This window comes from Clostridium estertheticum, assembly GCF_026650985.1.
Taxonomy (GTDB): Bacteria; Bacillota; Clostridia; order Clostridiales; family Clostridiaceae; genus Clostridium_AD; species Clostridium_AD estertheticum_C.
The window spans coordinates 1,759,255-1,777,015 of the sequence record NZ_CP086239.1 but is presented as its reverse complement, the minus strand read 5'-3'; the positions used below and the strand labels follow the sequence as shown (position 1 = coordinate 1,777,015).

The following is a 17,761-nucleotide window of genomic DNA, read 5'->3' as shown; positions in this document are numbered from 1 at the left end:
GGGATTCCCAAAGGAATCCCTTAAAACATATCTAGATTAAATTATATCCTTTTTCTTCTTTGAAATATATAATAAGCATATGAAAATAATAACTAATGAAATGATTAGTGTAGTGATAATTCCATAATATTTGCCTGCAAAACCACTTGAGGAAACATGTTTTATGAGTATCCCTAAATAAGCCCAAAATATAACTATACCATAAGGAATATCCTTATTTTTTAGAGTTGTAGCCATTCCAATAATAAGACCAACTAATAAAACAACTATTGTTAATATCTGTTCTGATAAGCCCCCGGGATTCCACCCTAAACTAACAAGCAGTGTGGTAGCATTAGCTATTGTTGCTACAGTAATCCATCCAAAATAAACGCTAAAAGGAAGTTTTACAAATAACTTTTCCTTTGAGGTTAGTTCTATGGAGTTAATTTTACTATTAATTTTAATTAAGCAAACCAGTATTACTAACATTAAAATCATGGAAAGAGGAATAACTTTATACTGCCAGCTAAATATCCATATTGCATTGGTTAGTGAAGATATAATAAAATAACCATCAATAAGTTTAACTATATTTTTAGTATCAGTTCTCTTAAAAAGTCCCAGCTGATAAACTACAAATCCAGCAAGTAATAGGTATATTATTCCCCATATTGCAAATGTAACACCAGTAGGTGCAAATAGATTAGGATATGAATCAGAAACTCCACCAGTTGTTATTCCATTAATCGGTAAAATATTTGCTAATGCATTAACAGTAATCATGAGAACAAAACTAAGCACAGTAAAAGTTTTTAGAATTTTTACTCCTCTTTCCTTAGACATTATTAAATCACTCTCCAATGTTATTATTTATAATGATACTCTTAGTTTACTAAACGTTCTCATTAAATACACCATAAATATAATTCGATTTTAACATTAATTTTATATGCTTAAATAAACATATAGGTGTTATTCGAAGTATGGTATTATAATAAATGGACAAAAAACAAAAAATAGTTCACGGGGGAGCGATATAATTTGAAAATTTTTATCAAGAAAAAATGGAAATATTCTCTACTGCTTATTCCAATAATAATTATAATAATTGCAGTATATTCAAACGATTATTATAGAGCCATGCCGGAAGTCAAAATTACGCTTCAATCAAATGATAAGGTTGAATATACTGGTTCACCTTGGATTGAATACACTGCTAAAAACAAAATAGTTACGAAAGGATTAATTATATATCCTGGCGGAAAAGTTGCACCGCAGGCTTATGCACCTTTAGCTGAGAAAGTAGCGGAGTCTGGTTTTAAAGTTGTAATTGTACCAATGCCATTGAATCTTGCTGTATTTTCTCCTAATAAGGCAGAAAAAGTAATAGGGAAATATCCGCAAATTAAGCAGTGGTATATAGCTGGGCATTCCCTTGGAGGGGTTATGGCATCACAATTTGCATACAAAAACCAAGATAAAATTAGTGGATTAATACTCTTAGCGTCATATCCTCAGAAAAGTAACAATCTATCATCAAGTGTAGTAAAAGTTTTGTCAATGTATGGGACTAAAGATGGGTTTATTGGAAAAGATAAGATAGATGAGTCTAAAAAATTATTGCCGAAAAGTACAAAATTGATTCCTATTAAGGGAGGTAATCATTCTCAAAATGGTTGGTATGGATTTCAAAAGGGTGACAATAGAGCTACAATAACGAGAGATGAGCAACAAAATATTATAGTTCAATCTATAGTTGAATTTATTAGTGAAAAGTAGGGAGCGAATAACAAACATATTAGATTGATGATTATGAGAATGTGATCGCTAAAATCCAGAAAACATTTGATAGGGGTGGTACCATGAAAAACATAATAGAAGTTAAGAATTTTGTAAAGAAGTATGATAAATTTACAGCAGTAGACAATGTTTCATTTGAGGTAGAGGAAGGAAGTATATTTGCATTTTTAGGCCCAAATGGAGCAGGTAAAAGCACAACTATAAATACACTATGTACCATATTCGATAAGACATCAGGAACATTAACCATTGATGGAAAAGATGTTTCACATGAAAAGGATGCAGTTAGAGGTGTTATTGGGGTTGTTTTTCAGGAATCAACTTTGGATAATAAAATGACGGTTCTTGAAAATTTAATTATGCATTGTCATTTTTATGCTATACCAAAAAGTGAATTTAAAGAGCGTATCAATTTCGTTTTAAAGCTAGTGGATTTATTGGAGTGGGAAAAAGCAATGGTAAGCAGTTTGTCTGGAGGTATGAAACGGCGAGTGGAAATAGCAAGATCATTATTGCACTACCCAAAAGTATTATTCTTAGATGAACCAACTACAGGGCTTGATCCTCAAACAAGGGCTCACATGTGGGAATATATTGTAAAGCTTCAAAAGGAAAAGAATATTACCATTTTTTTAACAACACATTACATGGAGGAAGCCGAAATCTGCAGCAAAGTTGCAATTATGGATGGTGGTAAAATCGTTGCAATTGACACGCCATATCGTTTAAAACAGCAATATAGAAAGGATATGGCAAATATTTCAACCAAGGATGAGCAAGGTCTAGAGGGATTGCTAGATAATGCAGGGTTTAAATACATGAAAAAAATAGATCACTATTCAATTGAAGTTGATAGTATACCAAAACTTTTGGATATATTAAGTCAGCAAAAAGAGCAGATAACAGATTTGGAAGTTAAAAAAGGTACATTGAATGATGTATTCTTAGAGATTACTGGAAAAGATATAAGAAAGTGAGGAATTTATGGATATTATAGTAGCTTTATGGTTTAGAAATGTTAAAATTTTTACTCGAAATCGTGTTCAGCTTGTTTTCACGATTATCATGCCATTCTTCTTTTTATATGTGTTTAGTGCGATTTTTAAAAATGATACTATTCAAAATCCTGTAAATTACATGCTAGCGGGTATTGTGATAACCACTGTCTTTCAAACGTCACTTACTATTGCCACTAGTACAATTGAAGATATTGTTTCAGGATTTATGAAGGAAGTGTTAGTAAGCCCAGTTAAAAGAATTCAGATTGCTGCAGGTCAGCTATTATCAGCTGCGACAATAGCAACTATGCAGGGAATTATTATCCTATTCATTGGTTATTTTATAGGCCTTAAATTTACATCAATTGTAACACCATTTGCGGTAATTGCTGTGATGATTGTGGTTGGACTTGTGTTTTCAGGGTTAGGATTGTTTTTAGCGACGCTAGTTAAAGATTCGCAAACATTTCAAATTGTGGTGACTGCGATTACAATGCCGCTTACATTTCTTTGTGGTGCATATATTCCGCTTTCATTGTTACCAAAAGTATTGCAATATGTTGCATATATCAATCCCATGACATATACAACAGCGTTTTTCAGAACTATTATACTGGAAAAGACGTCTTTAACAACGAATCAATTGATAGCAGAGCAACTTGCTTTTAAAATAGGTAATTTTGTAATTACACCAGTCATCAGCATGGTGATTGTACTAATTTTCGGATTGATATTTTTATTATTATCAACTTTTGTTTTCTCAAGGGTGGATTTTTCAAAAATTAATCGATCAAAAGGTAAAGAGGCTGATATATTTAGTTAGAGTTAGAAAAAATAGAGTTATTGGATAATAATTTATCCAATAACTCTATTTTTATCTAAATGTTAATAATTCAAAAATAATTTGTTGTATATTATGATTCCAATATTGAGTTAGTATCATCTTCATCTATACCGTCTTGTTTTGCTTTTATTGACATGTTGGAAATTACAAAAGCTAGTAAAGTAGGTATAAGCCATGAAAATCCAGCACTGGCTAGAGGAATAAATTTAATGAATCCAATGCTGCCAGCATATACAGCGTTTATGGTGTCTAAAATACTTATAATTAGAGTGGTGTATATAGTTATAGCAACGACTTTATTATTTTTAACTTTATCACCAAGCAACGTAATAATTATTAGAACAATTACAATTGGGTATAAAATTTGTAAAACAGGACCTGCAAATGTAACTATACTATCAACGTCGTTTGTAGCTATTAATCCACTTACTACAGCCATAATAATAGCAGCGGTTTTGTAAGATAATTTGTTTTTTGAAAGATTAGCGAAAAATTCTGCTCCACTTGCAAGTAATCCTATAGCAGTTGTTAAGCATGCAAGTGCAACACATAAACTAAGAACAACTGAACCAATACTTCCAAGGTCTAACTTAACAAGTTCGGTAACTAGAGTGGTTCTCGCTATATTTTTTGGGAACAAAGTACTTGTTTGTGTCCCTAGATACATAAGTCCACCATATACAAAGGCTAAACCAGTTACGGCGACTATTGCTGATTTTATAGTCATCTTCATTATATCTTTTGCATTTTTATAACCTTTTGCTTTAACAGATGAAATAATTATTCCTGCAAATATAACAGAAGCCATAACATCCATTGTTTGATAACCTTCTATTAAAGCTTTTGAAAATCCATTTTTATAAGATGTATTTACAATTGGTCCAATAGGGTCTATTATTCCTTTAAATATAATTATAGCGAGCATTAATAAAAGTGATGGTGTAAGTATTTTACCAACGTTATCAATTATTGAAGAAGGTTTAAGTACAAATGCAAGTGCTATTAAAAAATACAATATAACTATTATGTTTTGTGATACGGATGGAAACAAAGGATGTATTCCAAGTTCGAAGGTTGTTGCAGCGGTTCTTGGAATTGCAAGTAACGGTCCTATAACAAGAATTAAAGCTACACTTGTTATTACAGCAAATTTTTTACCTACTCTATTTGCCATTTTTTCATAAGTACCATTAATCTTAGCACAAGCTATTATTCCAATTAGTGGAAGGCCAACTCCTGTAATGAGAAAGCCTGTAATCGATGTAAAATAGGCACTTCCTGCTGCTTTTCCGAGGAATGGTGGAAAAATTAGGTTCCCAGCACCAAAAAACATTGCAAATAGTGCAAAACCTATAATTAGGGAATGTTTTGTTGAACTCTTCATTTATATGTACCTCCTGATGAATATGTTTATGTAGAAAATATGTATTTAGTCGTGTATTACTGTGGAGAGTGTAGGGGTTATTAACTAATAAGGTGGCTTTTTTATGTACCTTAAATTTTATATAGGTGTATTATACCACAAATAGTATCGATATGTGCATTATTAAATTTGACACAAGTATCTATCTGCTTTATAATCTAATGAGGATAAAAAATATAATTATTTAATTGAAAAAAATGGTAAAAACAAGGGAGCGAAAAATTAATTGATAAATATTATTAAAACAGCAATTCTAACTATATTAATATCATTTGCATCAGGATTATTGCTTGATTATTACAAGAACTTAGGACCTAGAATATTATGTAATATACGAAAAGGTAAACCTACAGATATAGATAGCGAAGAAGATTGTGGATATGTTATTACGGTTAAGAATCCATCAAATAGGACAATTCATGAGTTAACTATAAATATAGGCTCACAAACTAAGTTAAGGAGTACAGATGCCCAAATAACAAGAGGGTTAAAATTTGATTCTTCAATAAATGATAATATTTTAGAGGTTTATATCCCCTTTATAAGTAAGGGTGATGAGTTTTCAGTTACAGTTTATTTAGAAGATCAACATAATAAGCCTGTTATTGTAATTAAATCACCAGAAAACTTTAAGGAAATATATTCTGGGGAACAAAATGAAATCCTAGCATTATTGCTAAATATACCGACGAATATAAAACACCTAATATCCAAGGAAACGAAAAAATCTGAAGAAGTACATTCTGTTGATAAAGAGGATTTTACAACAGTTATGAGTAAGGTAACAGGTGATGAACAAACAATAAATAAAAGTAATAGGGAAGTATTCCCTGAAAATAAGAAGCTTAGCAAGAATAAAAAGAAAATAATTGTTGTAGCAATTATTTTAGTTTTGATTGGTGGAGTTTCTGGGGAAGTTTATTCTAAGATGACTGCTGGAAATACACCAATTCCAACTGTAAAAACTGTCGTTCCCCAAAAGTCAACGGTTGAAAAAGAGTCATCAGGACAATCAACTGAAAATAAAGGTACAAAAAAATCGGTAGACAAAACAAATGAAACTACAAGTACCAAAAAATCGGTCGACAAAACAAATGAAACTAAAGGTACAAAAGCAGCAACAGAAAAATCAACTGGAACTGCAGGTACTAAAGAATCAACAGCAGGAACTACACCTGCGGCTGGATCAAAAGAAGGAACAACCGAAACTATACCTGCGGCTGGATCAAAAGATGGAACCGCCGGAACACCAACAGCTGGATCGACAGATGGAAAAACTGAAACTACACCGAATGCAGGATCAACAACGGAGACTACACCTGCAACAGGTGGAACTACAGGTACAACAGGTGGCACAACGGGTAATTAAATTATCAGTAACATTAGCAGGATTTATAGAAAAACATTCCCAAAAAAATAATTTAAAATACAATGAGCTTTATGTAATATAGCTTAAATAAAAAAGCTGAATCTTAATAATAAGCTCTCTTTAAAGTGGATAGATTAAAAAATCTGTCCACTGTAAAGAGAGCTTTTGTTATGTGAAGAATCAATAATTTATAAATTAGATACCACTAAAAAAAAATAGGTATATAGAAAATTTTAATATGTTCGATAACTATAATATACGGATAGTAATCATTGTAATCATAAAAAGATAATTGAAACAAAATATAATGATTATAGTATTAGAAATAGCTTAAAGGGGTAGATATAATTATGAAAGATGTAAAAGTTTTAATTGTCGACGACTCACCTTTCCAAATAGCATTATTAACAGATGTTCTCACTGAAAGTGGATTTGATGTAGTTGGTGAGGCAAAATCTTTAGAAGAAGTTATTGAGGAAGTTACAAGAGTTAGACCAGATCTAGTAACAATGGATATGACTCTCCCAGGAACAGATGGATTTGAATGCACAAGAGCCATCCACAAAATTGATAAAGATATTAAAGTTATAATTGTTAGTTCGATGATGGATGATGAACTTGTAAGAAAAGCCAAAAAAACTCATGTGTGTGGATATATTCAGAAACCTGTTGATTCAGAGGAATTATCTTTATTAATAAATAGAGTTATGGCAGATGAAGAATTATATTTAGAGCTTGAGAAATTATATTCAGATGTGTTTAAAGAGGCTTTATTAAATATTTTTAATAAACTTACAAAGACGGTGCCAGAAATTACAGATGAGAGTAATGATAATATTGCTATACATAGTGAAGGCATATCAATAGTTATGGGGATTACAGGTAAATATTCAGGTAGACTAATTTTGGATTTGGCCTATGAAACAGCTTCGAACCTTGCAACAATATTATTAAAAAGAGATCCTAAAAACGATGAAGAGTTACTTAATGTTATGTCAGAAATAGCTAATATGTTTGCAGGAAATGCATGCTCAATGATAAATAAGAAAAACAAATTGTTTGGTCTAAGAGTTGCACCACCAACAATATTTCATGGTGAGTCAATAAATATATCAAAGGCAGAACTAGAGAATACCTTTTCTGCTATTGTAAAATCTCAGTTTGGAAATTTGACTATAAATATAGGTTTTAATAGAGGTGAAGGGGAATGGATGTCAATCATATAAATCCAGTTTTAGAATCATTCAACATAATACTACCACAATTGGGGTTAAATGAAATTAAAAAAAATGGAATTAGTGTAAAAGGTAAATATATAAAAAGCAAAGGCGTTGTGATTATTATTGGAATCATTGGAGATGTTAAAGGTAATATCATTTATGGTATGAGTGTTGACACTGCAAAAAAAATTGCATCAATAATGATGATGGGAGCACCTGTAGATAACTTTGATGAGTTGCCACAAAGTGCTATCTCAGAACTTGTTAATATGTTAACGGCAAATGTTGCAATGAATTTTTCAAAGGATAATATAAACATAGATATCTCTACACCAACTTTGATTGAGGGTGATTTTACAGCAAGTAGTAATGCTGATAAAGTTCTTTGCGTTGAGATGAGCGTAGATGGAATGATTATTGAAGTTAATATTTCTTTAGAAAAGAATACAATATAGAGGTATATATTTTAAATGGTAAAAATAATAATCAAAAAGAGAGCAAATTATATTAAATTCGCTCTCTTTTAATTTTAAATTTTAATCAATTCATATTCATTACTGCCTAAATTCAATTTTACAGCATGATCAATTGCAACTTTCCAATTGGTTTCAGGGCTGACATTAGTGAAATGGTCATGATTTTTTTCATCAGCTTTATCTAGGATACTTCCTGGTATAATAGGTTGTGCATTTACAGCATCAGCGCAAGCAACATCTAGTGCAACAGGATCAAAGGAAGCAAACATACCTACATCTGGAACAATTGGCACATCGTTCTCTCCATGACAGTCACAGAAAGGTGATACATCAATGACTAGACTTATATGGAAGCTTGGGCGACCATTTAGAACTGCACATGAGTATTCGGCAATTTTTTTATTCAAAATGTCATTTGACTCATCTGATGCAGGAAGAACAGCATCCATAGGACAGACACCAATACAGCGACCGCAACCAACACACTTATCGTGATTAATAGTAGCCTTTTTTTGTGTTAATGTAATAGCATTGTGGGCACAGTTTTTAGCACATTGACCACAGCCTATACAGTCATCATGAGAGATATACGGCTTTCCACTACTATGCATCTCCATCTTACCTGCACGAGATCCACAACCCATACCTACATTTTTAAGAGTACCACCAATACCAGCTGCTTCATGTCCCTTGAAATGAGTTAAAGTAATAAATATATCTGCATCCATGATAGCATGACCAATTTTTGCCTCTTTCACATATTCACCACCTACAACAGGAACTAAAACTTCGTCGGTGCCTTTTAATCCATCTCCAACTATAATGTGACAGCCTGTAGAGAATGGAGAAAAGCCATTAACATAAGCGGAATCTAGATGGTCAAGTGCATTTTTTCGACCACCAACATATAAAGTATTGCAATCAGTAAGAAATGGTTTTCCACCTAATTCCTTTACAATATCTACTATTGTTTTAGCGTAATTTGGGCGTAGGTAGGCTAGATTGCCAGGTTCTCCAAAATGAATCTTAATAGCCGTAAATTTTTTATTAAAATCAATTTGACCGATCCCAGCTGTTTTAATTAGACGAGTCAATTTTTGTTGCAAATTTTCTTTAAGTGTCGCATGCATATCGGTAAAATATACTTTCGATTTTTCCATGTTCAATAACCTCCAAGGTTTATATCTTTTTATTCTTAAATAAGAATAGCTTTAGTATTTTAATTGGTTTGTTTTTACTAGTATGCTTACTCATTAACCTTAATTATATATGATATTACAAAAAAAGAAAACAGGCACCTTTATGATAGATACTATACAAAAGGTGCATGTTAATATTGAAATGATTATTTTTAACTTTTTTTGTCTAATTTGGATTCATCATCTGAAACAGCTTTTTTATTAAAAGTATCACCAATTGCTCCACCAACGCTCCCACAGGTTTTTGAGCTGTAGTTGCTCCAGTCACCATCCTCAGGTGTTTTTATTCCCATAAGTCTAGCTTGCTGAGTTTTATTTTTTGCTCTATTTATTATTTCATCCATAAAAACACCATCCTATTTTTGTTATATATTTTATTGTTTGAATTTTGTTTATAAATTATGCAAGTAAGATAAATCATATTTATAATTTTAAAATATTAATTTCAATTATTGGATATAATTAAAAGTTAGAGGATAGAAGATAATATACTTAACTAATACAAACTTAGGGGGTGATTAATTAATGCCAGATATGTGGATGTGTGTAGGGAATATACGAGGTGCTACAGAAGGAAAGCTATTTTTAAGTTATGGAGAGGTTTTTACAGTGATAAACAAAATTAGATTAACTAGCATAGATAAAGACATAAAACTATTTGTAAGTAATGATGAAATAAATATATTCTTTAAGCATATAGAGACCAGCTACCCAGTATATGGGGTTTGGACAACAAAAGGTTATAACAATTGTTTAAGAAAACTATTTAATTTAAAGCCTAAAAAAAAATTAAGTTATAGTAGAGTAAATCTAGATATTTTTGATAAGGTTACTCTTCATAGAATTTACATAGAACTATTATTATACCTTTACAAAGTAAAATCAGATGAGCTCCTTATACAATTTTCTACAATAATAAGATATCAATTAGAGTCTTTAAAGATGATTTATAAAAATAAAGATTTAGTTAATTTTGATGAAGAGTTTGAGCAAACAAAAATACAGTTTAGAAAAATATATGAGTTCTGTAATTCAATAGAACTTAAAACTAAGCAAATTGAATTAGAATATAGAAGGAAAGTAATTAAAGAGCAATTGGAGAAAAGAAAAGAAATAAATAAATTAAATATATTAATGTTAGACGAAATCAATAAAATGAAGAATTAAAGAACTATTGCAAGAAAACAACTGCTGAAACTTAAATTTTAGTGGTTATTTTTATATGTTTTAATTAATCACAATGAAATTAATTAAAACAATGCTGAATTTCAAAATAAAATGAATCATATTAAAGCTTTTCTAAAACTAATATAAAGATAAGATAAGCTTAAACGATAATATAGATAACAAAATAATTCAAAAGAATGCAAGGGGTGAGGGCATGACAAAATTTGCAATGAAAAAAAATATAAATTCTACAAAGGTTAAAAGCATTAAGACCCTAATACTTATTTCTATTTTACCCGTAGTTTTAATATCATTAGCAATCATTGGTATTTTTTCTATTTATACTTCTAAAAAACTCATAACTACAGAGATTCAAAATAGAATGGAACATCAATTGCAAGAAAACATTAATCTAATAGATAAAGATATGCAAAAGCATAGTCAAATAGCAGTTGATATAGCTAAAGTTATTGGAACTAGTAGATTGGAATTAAACAAGTCAACAATTATAGAAACTCAGAAAGAAGTGCTCTCTACTAATAAAGATACATTGGGAGTGGGGGTTTGGTTTGAGCCATATAAATACAAGAAAGATATAAAATATTTTGGACCTTATGCATACAAAGAAACAGGAACGTCAAAGGTTACTGAGGATTATGCTACTGAGCAGTATAATTACCCCACGCAACCTTGGTATATTATAGGCAAAAATATAGAAAAAAATATTGCTTGGAAGGAACCTTACTACGATGATAATCTAAAAATGACTATGCTAACAACTACTGCACCAATATATGATAATAAAAATTTTCTAGGTGTAGTAACTGCTGACATGAGCTTAAACACGATACAAGAAAACATTAAAAATATTAAAGTAGGTCAGACAGGAAAAGCAATGTTACTCGGAAAAAATGGAACATATTTGGCAGGTGTTGATAGAGAAGTAACAATGAAAGGTAAAATCACGGAAGATAAAAATACAAGCATAGCGAAACTTGGAAAGGATATTTTACAAAATAAAGAGGGAATATCTTATTATGAAGATGATAATGGTAAAAATTTTGTATATTACAAACAGATACCAGAGCTCGGATGGAGTTTAGTCTTATCAATTCCACAAAAGGAACTTTATTCTCCAATTAATAAACTATTGTTTAATATAATTATACTTATTCTAATTACTTGTGTATTAGTGGTATTTGCAGTTAATGGATTTAGTAGATATCTTACTAAGAATATTAAAGAGGTAAATGACCTTTCACATGCAATTGCAGAGGGTGATTTGACCCAGATATTAAATGTTAGAACTGAGAATGAACTAGGCTCAATGGGAAACAATTTAAATAGAATGACCAATAATTTAAGAGAAATAGTTAAAAAAGTTACTGAAAGTTTAGAGCAAGTAGTAGCAACATCAGAGGAACTTACAGCAAGTTCTGATCAAACACAACAATCGGCACAGCAGGTTTCGCTAGCTATTCAACATGTAGCCCTTGGTAGCGTGGAGCAGGTTACTATAACTAATGATACAACAAAAATTGCAGAAGAAATATTTATAGGTATGGAACAGATATCAAACAATATACAAGCAGTGACAAATATTTCTTTAGAGTCATTTAAGAGAGCAGAAAAAGGTAATGACATAGTATATTCAGCTATAAAGCAAATGAATAATATTAGCGACAAAGTTGCGATGTCTTCAAAGGCTGTGTCAATACTTGGAGATAAATCAAAAGAGATCGGAAGTATAGTATCATTAATAACTTCCATTGCTGGTCATACAAATTTATTAGCACTAAATGCAGCAATTGAAGCAGCAAGAGCTGGTGAACAGGGCAAGGGGTTTGCGGTAGTAGCTGATGAAGTTAGAAAATTGGCAGAGCAATCTGCATCAGCAGCTGGGAATATATCAAACTTAATAAATGAGATCCAAAAGGAAATAGTAAATGCTGTTAAAGCTATGGATAACGGTACAATTGCAGTTAAGGATGGCATAAGTATGGTGAATCAGGCAGGCAAGTCTTTTGGAGCGATATTAGAGGATATAAATTATATAGCTTCTCAAATGCAAGATGTGTCTGCAGTAACAGAAGAAATAGGTGCAGGATCGCAGAATATGTTAGGAGCTATTGAGAATGTGGCTAAGATTTCTACTGAGTCTTCAGAAAATGCTGAAAATGTAGTAGCAGCATCAGAGGAACAGACAGCACTAATGAAAGAAGTGGCTAATGCTGCTGAGAATTTAACACAAATGGCCGTGGAACTTCAAAGTTTAATGAGTAATTTTAGATTATAGTAGAAGATAATTCTACATAAAATTATTATTATAATTGCTAATTTTACTGTACAAAAAAGCAATAATAGTTATATAATTGTAATAGTTAAAGAAGGGAGATAATTGTTTAAAGTTCTAAATTTATCAGTTTGAAATATATTAATCATAGGGGGATATTTATGAAATGTAAAAAATTAGTTAGTTTAGTTATGTCTATGTCAGTTATTGCTATGGCATTTGCGGGGTGTTCAAGCTCAGACAAATCTGCTACCAAACCAGCTACAACTACAAAAGTAGCATTTAAAGACGGAATGGTTACAGATACAGGAGGCGTTAATGATCAATCTTTTAATCAAGGATCATGGAAGGGACTTCAGTCATTTGCTAAAAACAATCCAGGTGCTCAAGTTAAGTATTTAGAATCAGTCCAGAGCTCGAATTATCCGTCTAATTTGAACCAGTTTGCTAGCAATAAATATGACCTTGTTTGGGGAATTGGTTATTTAATGGTGGATGCAGTAAGAGCTTCTGCAAAAGCGTATCCTAATGTAAAGTTTGCAGTTATTGATGATGCAATGACACCACATATGAGTAATGTTACTGGTGTTATATTTAGAGCGCAAGAATCATCTTTTCTTGTTGGATATATTGCAGCACTTAAGACTAAAACTAACAAAGTTGGATTTATTGGTGGAATCACGGGAAATGTAATTGATCAATTTGAATACGGTTATAGAGCTGGCGTTGCATATGGTGCAAAAGAGCTTAAAAAAACTATTACTGTTAATGTTCAATATGCAAACTCGTATAGTGATTCAGCTCTCGGCAAGGCAATTTCTCAGAATATGTATGCAAAAGGCGCAGATATTATATTTACAGCTGCAGGAAATGTTGGACAAGGTATGGTTGCTGAGGCAAAGAGTGAAAATAAGCTTTGTATAGGTGTTGATATGGATCAAGCATATCTTGCACCAAACAATATGCTTACTTCATCATTGAAAAATGTTAGTAACGTGACAGAAGCACTTTCAAAACAAGTTAAAGATGGAGTAAGTGTTGGAGGAAAGACACTTAGTTATGGTCTTAAGGATAATGGTGTTGGAGTTCCATATACAGCACAAGCTATAAAAATGTGTGGACAGGATGTCCTTGATAAAACAAAAAAAGTTTCTGCAGATGTTGTGAGTGGTAAGATTGTTCCTCCTTACAATAAAGCTACCTTTGCTACTTATAGTAGTACATTAAAATAATTATTAAATAGTAACCAAAAAAGAATGAATAGATTTAATTAAATACACTAAATTATGAAAACTCATGATTTAGTGTATTTAATATAAGATATAAAAAAAGGAGAATAAACCATGGAAGATCAACAATATGCTGTGGAAATGAAGTCTATCTATAAATATTTTGATGATTTTTGTGCGCTTTCCTCGATAGATCTTAAGATTACTAAAGGAAGTATACATGCACTTTTGGGTGAAAATGGGGCTGGAAAGACAACTCTTATGAATATCCTTTATGGACTTTATACACCTGATAGCGGACAAATACTTATAAGTGGCGAGAGTGTGGAAATGAAAAATCCAAATGTTGCAATAGAACATAAAATTGGAATGGTCCACCAGCATTTTAAGCTTGTGGGGAAGTTTACAGTAATTGAGAACATTATTCTTGGGAAAGAGGTAGTTAAAGCCGGCTACATTTTGGATATTGCGAAAGCTCGTAGGGAAGTTAAAAAATTATCAGAAATATATGGACTTGATGTTGATCCTGATGCAAAAATAGAGGATATATCTGTTGGAATGCAGCAAAGGGTTGAAATTTTGAAGGCACTATATAGGGGCGTAGAAATTCTTATTCTTGATGAGCCTACTGCTGTTTTAACACCTCAGGAAATAGAAGAACTGATTAAAATTATGCACAATCTTACCGAGGATGGTAAAACAATAATTATTATAACTCATAAGCTAAAAGAAATTAAAAAATCTTCACAGTATTGTACGATCATTCGCCGTGGGAAATATATAGATACGGTTGATGTGAAAAATATTACTGAGCAGGAGCTCGCTTCCATGATGGTGGGAAGAGAAGTTAACTTAAAAGTTAAAAAGACAAAAGCTAAGCCTGAAGATGTTGTATTTACAATAGATAATCTTATTGTTGAGGATAGTAGAAAAATAGAAAGAGTAAAAAATTTCTCTCTTGAAGTTAGAAAAGGAGAAATAGTTGGTATTGCGGGCATTGATGGTAATGGCCAAAAGGAACTTGTTGAAGCAATAACTTGCCTTAAAAAAGTGAAATCAGGAAAAATTTCTATAAATGGAGTAGAACTACAAAATACATCTCCACATAATGTTATTGAACACGGAATTTGTACCATACATGAAGATAGACAAAAGAGGGGGCTCATTCTTGATTTCCCGGTGAAGTATAATTTTATAACTGAAAAATATAATAAGCCTAAATTTTCAAAGCACTTTATTTTAAATAATAAAGCAATAAATAAATTCACCCAGGATTCTATCAAGAAGTATGATATTAGACCAGAAGATTGTGCATCAAAACCTGTGGGTGCATTGTCTGGTGGTAATCAGCAAAAGGTAGTAATTGCAAGGGAACTTTCTAATGACCCTTTGCTTCTTATTGCATTTCAACCAACAAGGGGACTTGATGTAGGAGCTATAGAGTTTGTACATAGTACGCTTGTGAAACATCGTGATAGTGGGCATTCAATTTTGCTTATTTCCTTTGAACTTGATGAAATTATTAATGTTGCTGACAGAATTTGTGTTTTATATGATGGACAGATAGTAGCCGAGTTTTTACAAGGTGAAGTCGACGAAAAGTTGATTGGTCTTCTAATGGCAGGAGGGGAAAAGAAAAATGAAATATAAAATTGCTCAATTGCTAAATAAGGCGGTCACCAAAATAATTCTTGCTATAATACTTGGTTTTATAGTGGGAGCCATTGTACTCGCCTTTGCTGGTTATAATCCATTTGATTGTTATTCTATGATGGTTACAAGTATTTTCTCAAGTCCACTCAATATGGTTCAGGTTATGATTTTGACAATGCCAAATATTCTAACAGGCCTTAGTGTTGCTTTTGCATTTAAGACAGGACTTTTCAATATCGGAGCTGAGGGTCAATACCTTGTGGGAGCAATGGCAGCTGTTATAATTGGTAGCAAACTCAACTTGCCACCAGGTATAAATATAATCGTAATAATGCTTGTTGCTATTCTTGCTGCTGGGTTGTACGGAGCTTTTGCTGGACTTCTTAAAGCAAAGTTTGGTATTCATGAGGTTATAACAACGATTATGTTAAACTGGATAGCATTATACTTTAATAATTATCTAATATCAGTACCAGGAATCGGAATAAAAAATACACAATATTCTGTTGCTATTAATCATAATGCCTGGACCAACTTACTTGTGAATTGGAAAGAAACACCACATGGTCAGGCTTTTCTAGCAAGTCATCAGACATTATCTACAATATTACTTGCAACTGACATAAATTATGGAATTATTATAGCTATAGCTGTTGCCATACTTATATGGTTCGTATTGTATAAAACAACATTTGGATACCAGGTTAGAGCTGTAGGACTTAATAAAGATGCAGCTGAATTTGCTGGAATTGGTGTTAAGAAAAATATTATTATGACTATGTTCATTGCTGGTGGGCTTGCAGGACTTGCAGGTGCATTACAAATGGCAGGTTCGCTTCCTCATGCACTAGTAACTCTCGCATCTGCACCAGGCTATGGATTCAATGGCATAACTGTTGCACTTATGGCTAATAGTTCACCTGTGGGATGTATATTTACGGCACTTCTTTTGTCTGGGCTTCAGTTTGGTGGAAGCACAATACAGATGAACCTTGGTGCACCGTCAGAGGTAGTTAATATAATGATTGGTGTTATTGTGTTCTTTGTTGCAGTAGCCTCTATGTTTACTATGATATCCGAAAAGATGAAGAAGAGGAGGGTGAAAAATGGGCACTAGTATATTGTTAGCATTAAGTATTACGCTTATGTACTCTGCACCGTTAATGTTCGCTGGTCTTGGAGGGGTAATATCCGAGAATGCTGGCGTAGTAAATATCGGTATTGAGGGGATGATGACAATTGGAGCATTTGCAGGAGCTACGGTGGGTTATTTCACTGCGAGTCCATGGCTTGGTTTTTTGGCTGGAGGAATAGCAGGAGGACTGCTTGCTTTAATACATGCGGTTGCTTGTATCTCTTTTAGGGCAGATCAAACTATATCAGGTGTTGCTATTAACTTCCTTGGACCAGGAATTGCACTATTTCTTGGAAGAAAATTATTTGAGGGAAGTACAATGACAAAACCAGTTCCGAATCTAATGCCAACTTTATTTGGTGATTATGCAACGAACTCATCAAACTTACTATTAAAAACATTAAATGTGAGACTTACCATACCTATAGTTTTCATTTTTGTTTTTATTATGTGGTTTGTGTTATATAAGACAAGCTTCGGACTTCGAATTAGATCAGTGGGTGAAAATCCAGCCGCTGCAGATACTCTTGGAATAAATGTAAATAAAGTGAAGTACTTGTCTGTATTTACATCGGGAGTTCTTTCTGGATTTGGAGGAGCTGCAATGACTTTGGCTGTGGTTAACTGTTTTACACAATCTACTATATCAGGGCAAGGCTTTATAGCTCTTGCCGCAGTTATTTTTGGAAAGTGGAAACCACAAGGCACAATGGCTGCATGTCTTCTCTTTGGATTTGCTCAGGCTTTGGTTGTAATCCTTGGTGGAAGTACATCGATAATTCAGATTCCACCATCAATCCTATCAATGCTACCTTATGTTTTAACCTTGATTATATTAGTCGTTTTTGTTGGGAACTCCACAGCTCCTAAGGCTGATGGTATACCCTATTATAAGGGTAAATAATCACCAGACATATTTATACAAGTTAATTAGGCCCTCTGGTATTTCATTACTGGAGGGCCTAGTATGCAA

16 protein-coding genes are annotated in these 17,761 nt (G+C 32.3%); 12 read left to right on the top strand and 4 right to left on the bottom strand.

Translation table 11 applies throughout. The features are described 5' to 3' along the window. Nucleotides 1-36: 36 nt before the first annotated feature. A complete protein-coding gene (locus LL038_RS08690; protein WP_216125797.1) occupies nucleotides 37-825 on the bottom strand; it encodes a tryptophan-rich sensory protein in 789 nt (262 codons plus the stop codon). A 198-nt stretch (nucleotides 826-1,023) separates the two neighbouring features. Between LL038_RS08690 and LL038_RS08685 the strand changes: the two genes are divergently transcribed. From LL038_RS08685 to LL038_RS08675, 3 genes are all read left to right on the top strand, one after another. Then, nucleotides 1,024-1,761, top strand: coding sequence for an alpha/beta hydrolase (locus LL038_RS08685; protein WP_216125795.1), 738 nt, complete (start codon nucleotides 1,024-1,026; stop codon nucleotides 1,759-1,761). 83 nt (nucleotides 1,762-1,844) lie between these two features. Continuing rightward, nucleotides 1,845-2,759, top strand: coding sequence for an ABC transporter ATP-binding protein (locus LL038_RS08680; RefSeq protein ID WP_216125794.1), 915 nt, complete (start codon nucleotides 1,845-1,847; stop codon nucleotides 2,757-2,759). A gap of 7 nt (nucleotides 2,760-2,766) precedes the next feature. Next, nucleotides 2,767-3,603 (top strand): ABC transporter permease, encoded by an 837-nt coding sequence (locus LL038_RS08675; RefSeq protein WP_216125792.1) that lies wholly within the window; start codon nucleotides 2,767-2,769, stop codon nucleotides 3,601-3,603. A 91-nt stretch (nucleotides 3,604-3,694) separates the two neighbouring features. Here LL038_RS08675 and brnQ read toward each other — a convergent pair whose 3' ends face one another. Further along, nucleotides 3,695-5,008 (bottom strand): branched-chain amino acid transport system II carrier protein, encoded by a 1,314-nt coding sequence (gene brnQ / locus LL038_RS08670; protein ID WP_216125790.1) that lies wholly within the window; start codon nucleotides 5,006-5,008, stop codon nucleotides 3,695-3,697. 265 nt (nucleotides 5,009-5,273) lie between these two features. Between brnQ and LL038_RS08665 the strand changes: the two genes are divergently transcribed. From LL038_RS08665 to LL038_RS08655, 3 genes are all read left to right on the top strand, one after another. Continuing rightward, on the top strand, nucleotides 5,274-6,416 hold the full coding sequence (locus LL038_RS08665) for a hypothetical protein (protein WP_216125788.1): 1,143 nt from the start codon (nucleotides 5,274-5,276) through the stop codon (nucleotides 6,414-6,416). A gap of 350 nt (nucleotides 6,417-6,766) precedes the next feature. Next, nucleotides 6,767-7,642 carry a response regulator gene (locus LL038_RS08660; RefSeq protein WP_216125786.1) on the top strand — a complete coding sequence of 292 codons (876 nt, stop codon included), beginning with the start codon at nucleotides 6,767-6,769 and terminating at the stop codon, nucleotides 7,640-7,642. Beyond that, nucleotides 7,624-8,091 carry a chemotaxis protein CheX gene (locus LL038_RS08655; RefSeq protein ID WP_216125784.1) on the top strand — a complete coding sequence of 156 codons (468 nt, stop codon included), beginning with the start codon at nucleotides 7,624-7,626 and terminating at the stop codon, nucleotides 8,089-8,091. The genes LL038_RS08660 and LL038_RS08655 overlap by 19 nt, the downstream gene beginning before the upstream one ends. A gap of 74 nt (nucleotides 8,092-8,165) precedes the next feature. Here the strand turns inward: LL038_RS08655 and LL038_RS08650 are convergent, their stop codons facing one another. Then, entirely contained in the window at nucleotides 8,166-9,272 is a 1,107-nt protein-coding gene (locus tag LL038_RS08650; protein ID WP_216125782.1) for a DUF362 domain-containing protein, read from the bottom strand. A gap of 191 nt (nucleotides 9,273-9,463) precedes the next feature. After that, on the bottom strand, nucleotides 9,464-9,655 hold the full coding sequence (locus LL038_RS08645) for a small, acid-soluble spore protein, alpha/beta type (protein ID WP_216125779.1): 192 nt from the start codon (nucleotides 9,653-9,655) through the stop codon (nucleotides 9,464-9,466). A gap of 181 nt (nucleotides 9,656-9,836) precedes the next feature. Between LL038_RS08645 and LL038_RS08640 the strand changes: the two genes are divergently transcribed. From LL038_RS08640 to LL038_RS08615, 6 genes are all read left to right on the top strand, one after another. Next, complete coding sequence (locus LL038_RS08640) at nucleotides 9,837-10,478, top strand: hypothetical protein (protein ID WP_216125778.1); 642 nt, start codon at nucleotides 9,837-9,839, stop codon at nucleotides 10,476-10,478. 214 nt (nucleotides 10,479-10,692) lie between these two features. After that, nucleotides 10,693-12,774 (top strand): methyl-accepting chemotaxis protein, encoded by a 2,082-nt coding sequence (locus LL038_RS08635; RefSeq protein ID WP_216125777.1) that lies wholly within the window; start codon nucleotides 10,693-10,695, stop codon nucleotides 12,772-12,774. 158 nt (nucleotides 12,775-12,932) lie between these two features. Next, nucleotides 12,933-14,003 carry a BMP family ABC transporter substrate-binding protein gene (locus LL038_RS08630; protein ID WP_216125776.1) on the top strand — a complete coding sequence of 357 codons (1,071 nt, stop codon included), beginning with the start codon at nucleotides 12,933-12,935 and terminating at the stop codon, nucleotides 14,001-14,003. A gap of 111 nt (nucleotides 14,004-14,114) precedes the next feature. Next, entirely contained in the window at nucleotides 14,115-15,650 is a 1,536-nt protein-coding gene (locus tag LL038_RS08625) for an ABC transporter ATP-binding protein (RefSeq protein ID WP_216125775.1), read from the top strand. Then, entirely contained in the window at nucleotides 15,640-16,770 is a 1,131-nt protein-coding gene (locus tag LL038_RS08620; protein WP_216125774.1) for an ABC transporter permease, read from the top strand. Before LL038_RS08625 ends, LL038_RS08620 begins: the two co-directional genes overlap by 11 nt. After that, nucleotides 16,760-17,692: an ABC transporter permease gene (locus tag LL038_RS08615; RefSeq protein ID WP_216125772.1), complete on the top strand. Its 933-nt coding sequence runs from the start codon at nucleotides 16,760-16,762 to the stop codon at nucleotides 17,690-17,692. The genes LL038_RS08620 and LL038_RS08615 overlap by 11 nt, the downstream gene beginning before the upstream one ends. Nucleotides 17,693-17,761: the final 69 nt, after the last annotated feature.

What these genes read in the sequence shown, in the direction of transcription:
- LL038_RS08690 (WP_216125797.1), bottom strand. Translation starts at nt 825, where the DNA reads ATGTCTAAGGAAAGAGGAGTAAAAATTCTAAAAACTTTTACTGTGCTT.
- LL038_RS08645 (WP_216125779.1), bottom strand. Translation starts at nt 9,655, where the DNA reads ATGGATGAAATAATAAATAGAGCAAAAAATAAAACTCAGCAAGCTAGA.
- LL038_RS08620 (WP_216125774.1), top strand. Translation starts at nt 15,640, where the DNA reads ATGAAATATAAAATTGCTCAATTGCTAAATAAGGCGGTCACCAAAATA.
- LL038_RS08660 (WP_216125786.1), top strand. Translation starts at nt 6,767, where the DNA reads ATGAAAGATGTAAAAGTTTTAATTGTCGACGACTCACCTTTCCAAATA.
- LL038_RS08615 (WP_216125772.1), top strand. Translation starts at nt 16,760, where the DNA reads ATGGGCACTAGTATATTGTTAGCATTAAGTATTACGCTTATGTACTCT.
- brnQ (WP_216125790.1), bottom strand. Translation starts at nt 5,008, where the DNA reads ATGAAGAGTTCAACAAAACATTCCCTAATTATAGGTTTTGCACTATTT.
- LL038_RS08635 (WP_216125777.1), top strand. Translation starts at nt 10,693, where the DNA reads ATGACAAAATTTGCAATGAAAAAAAATATAAATTCTACAAAGGTTAAA.
- LL038_RS08675 (WP_216125792.1), top strand. Translation starts at nt 2,767, where the DNA reads ATGGATATTATAGTAGCTTTATGGTTTAGAAATGTTAAAATTTTTACT.
- LL038_RS08630 (WP_216125776.1), top strand. Translation starts at nt 12,933, where the DNA reads ATGAAATGTAAAAAATTAGTTAGTTTAGTTATGTCTATGTCAGTTATT.
- LL038_RS08625 (WP_216125775.1), top strand. Translation starts at nt 14,115, where the DNA reads ATGGAAGATCAACAATATGCTGTGGAAATGAAGTCTATCTATAAATAT.
- LL038_RS08655 (WP_216125784.1), top strand. Translation starts at nt 7,624, where the DNA reads ATGGATGTCAATCATATAAATCCAGTTTTAGAATCATTCAACATAATA.
- LL038_RS08650 (WP_216125782.1), bottom strand. Translation starts at nt 9,272, where the DNA reads ATGGAAAAATCGAAAGTATATTTTACCGATATGCATGCGACACTTAAA.
- LL038_RS08680 (WP_216125794.1), top strand. Translation starts at nt 1,845, where the DNA reads ATGAAAAACATAATAGAAGTTAAGAATTTTGTAAAGAAGTATGATAAA.
- LL038_RS08640 (WP_216125778.1), top strand. Translation starts at nt 9,837, where the DNA reads ATGCCAGATATGTGGATGTGTGTAGGGAATATACGAGGTGCTACAGAA.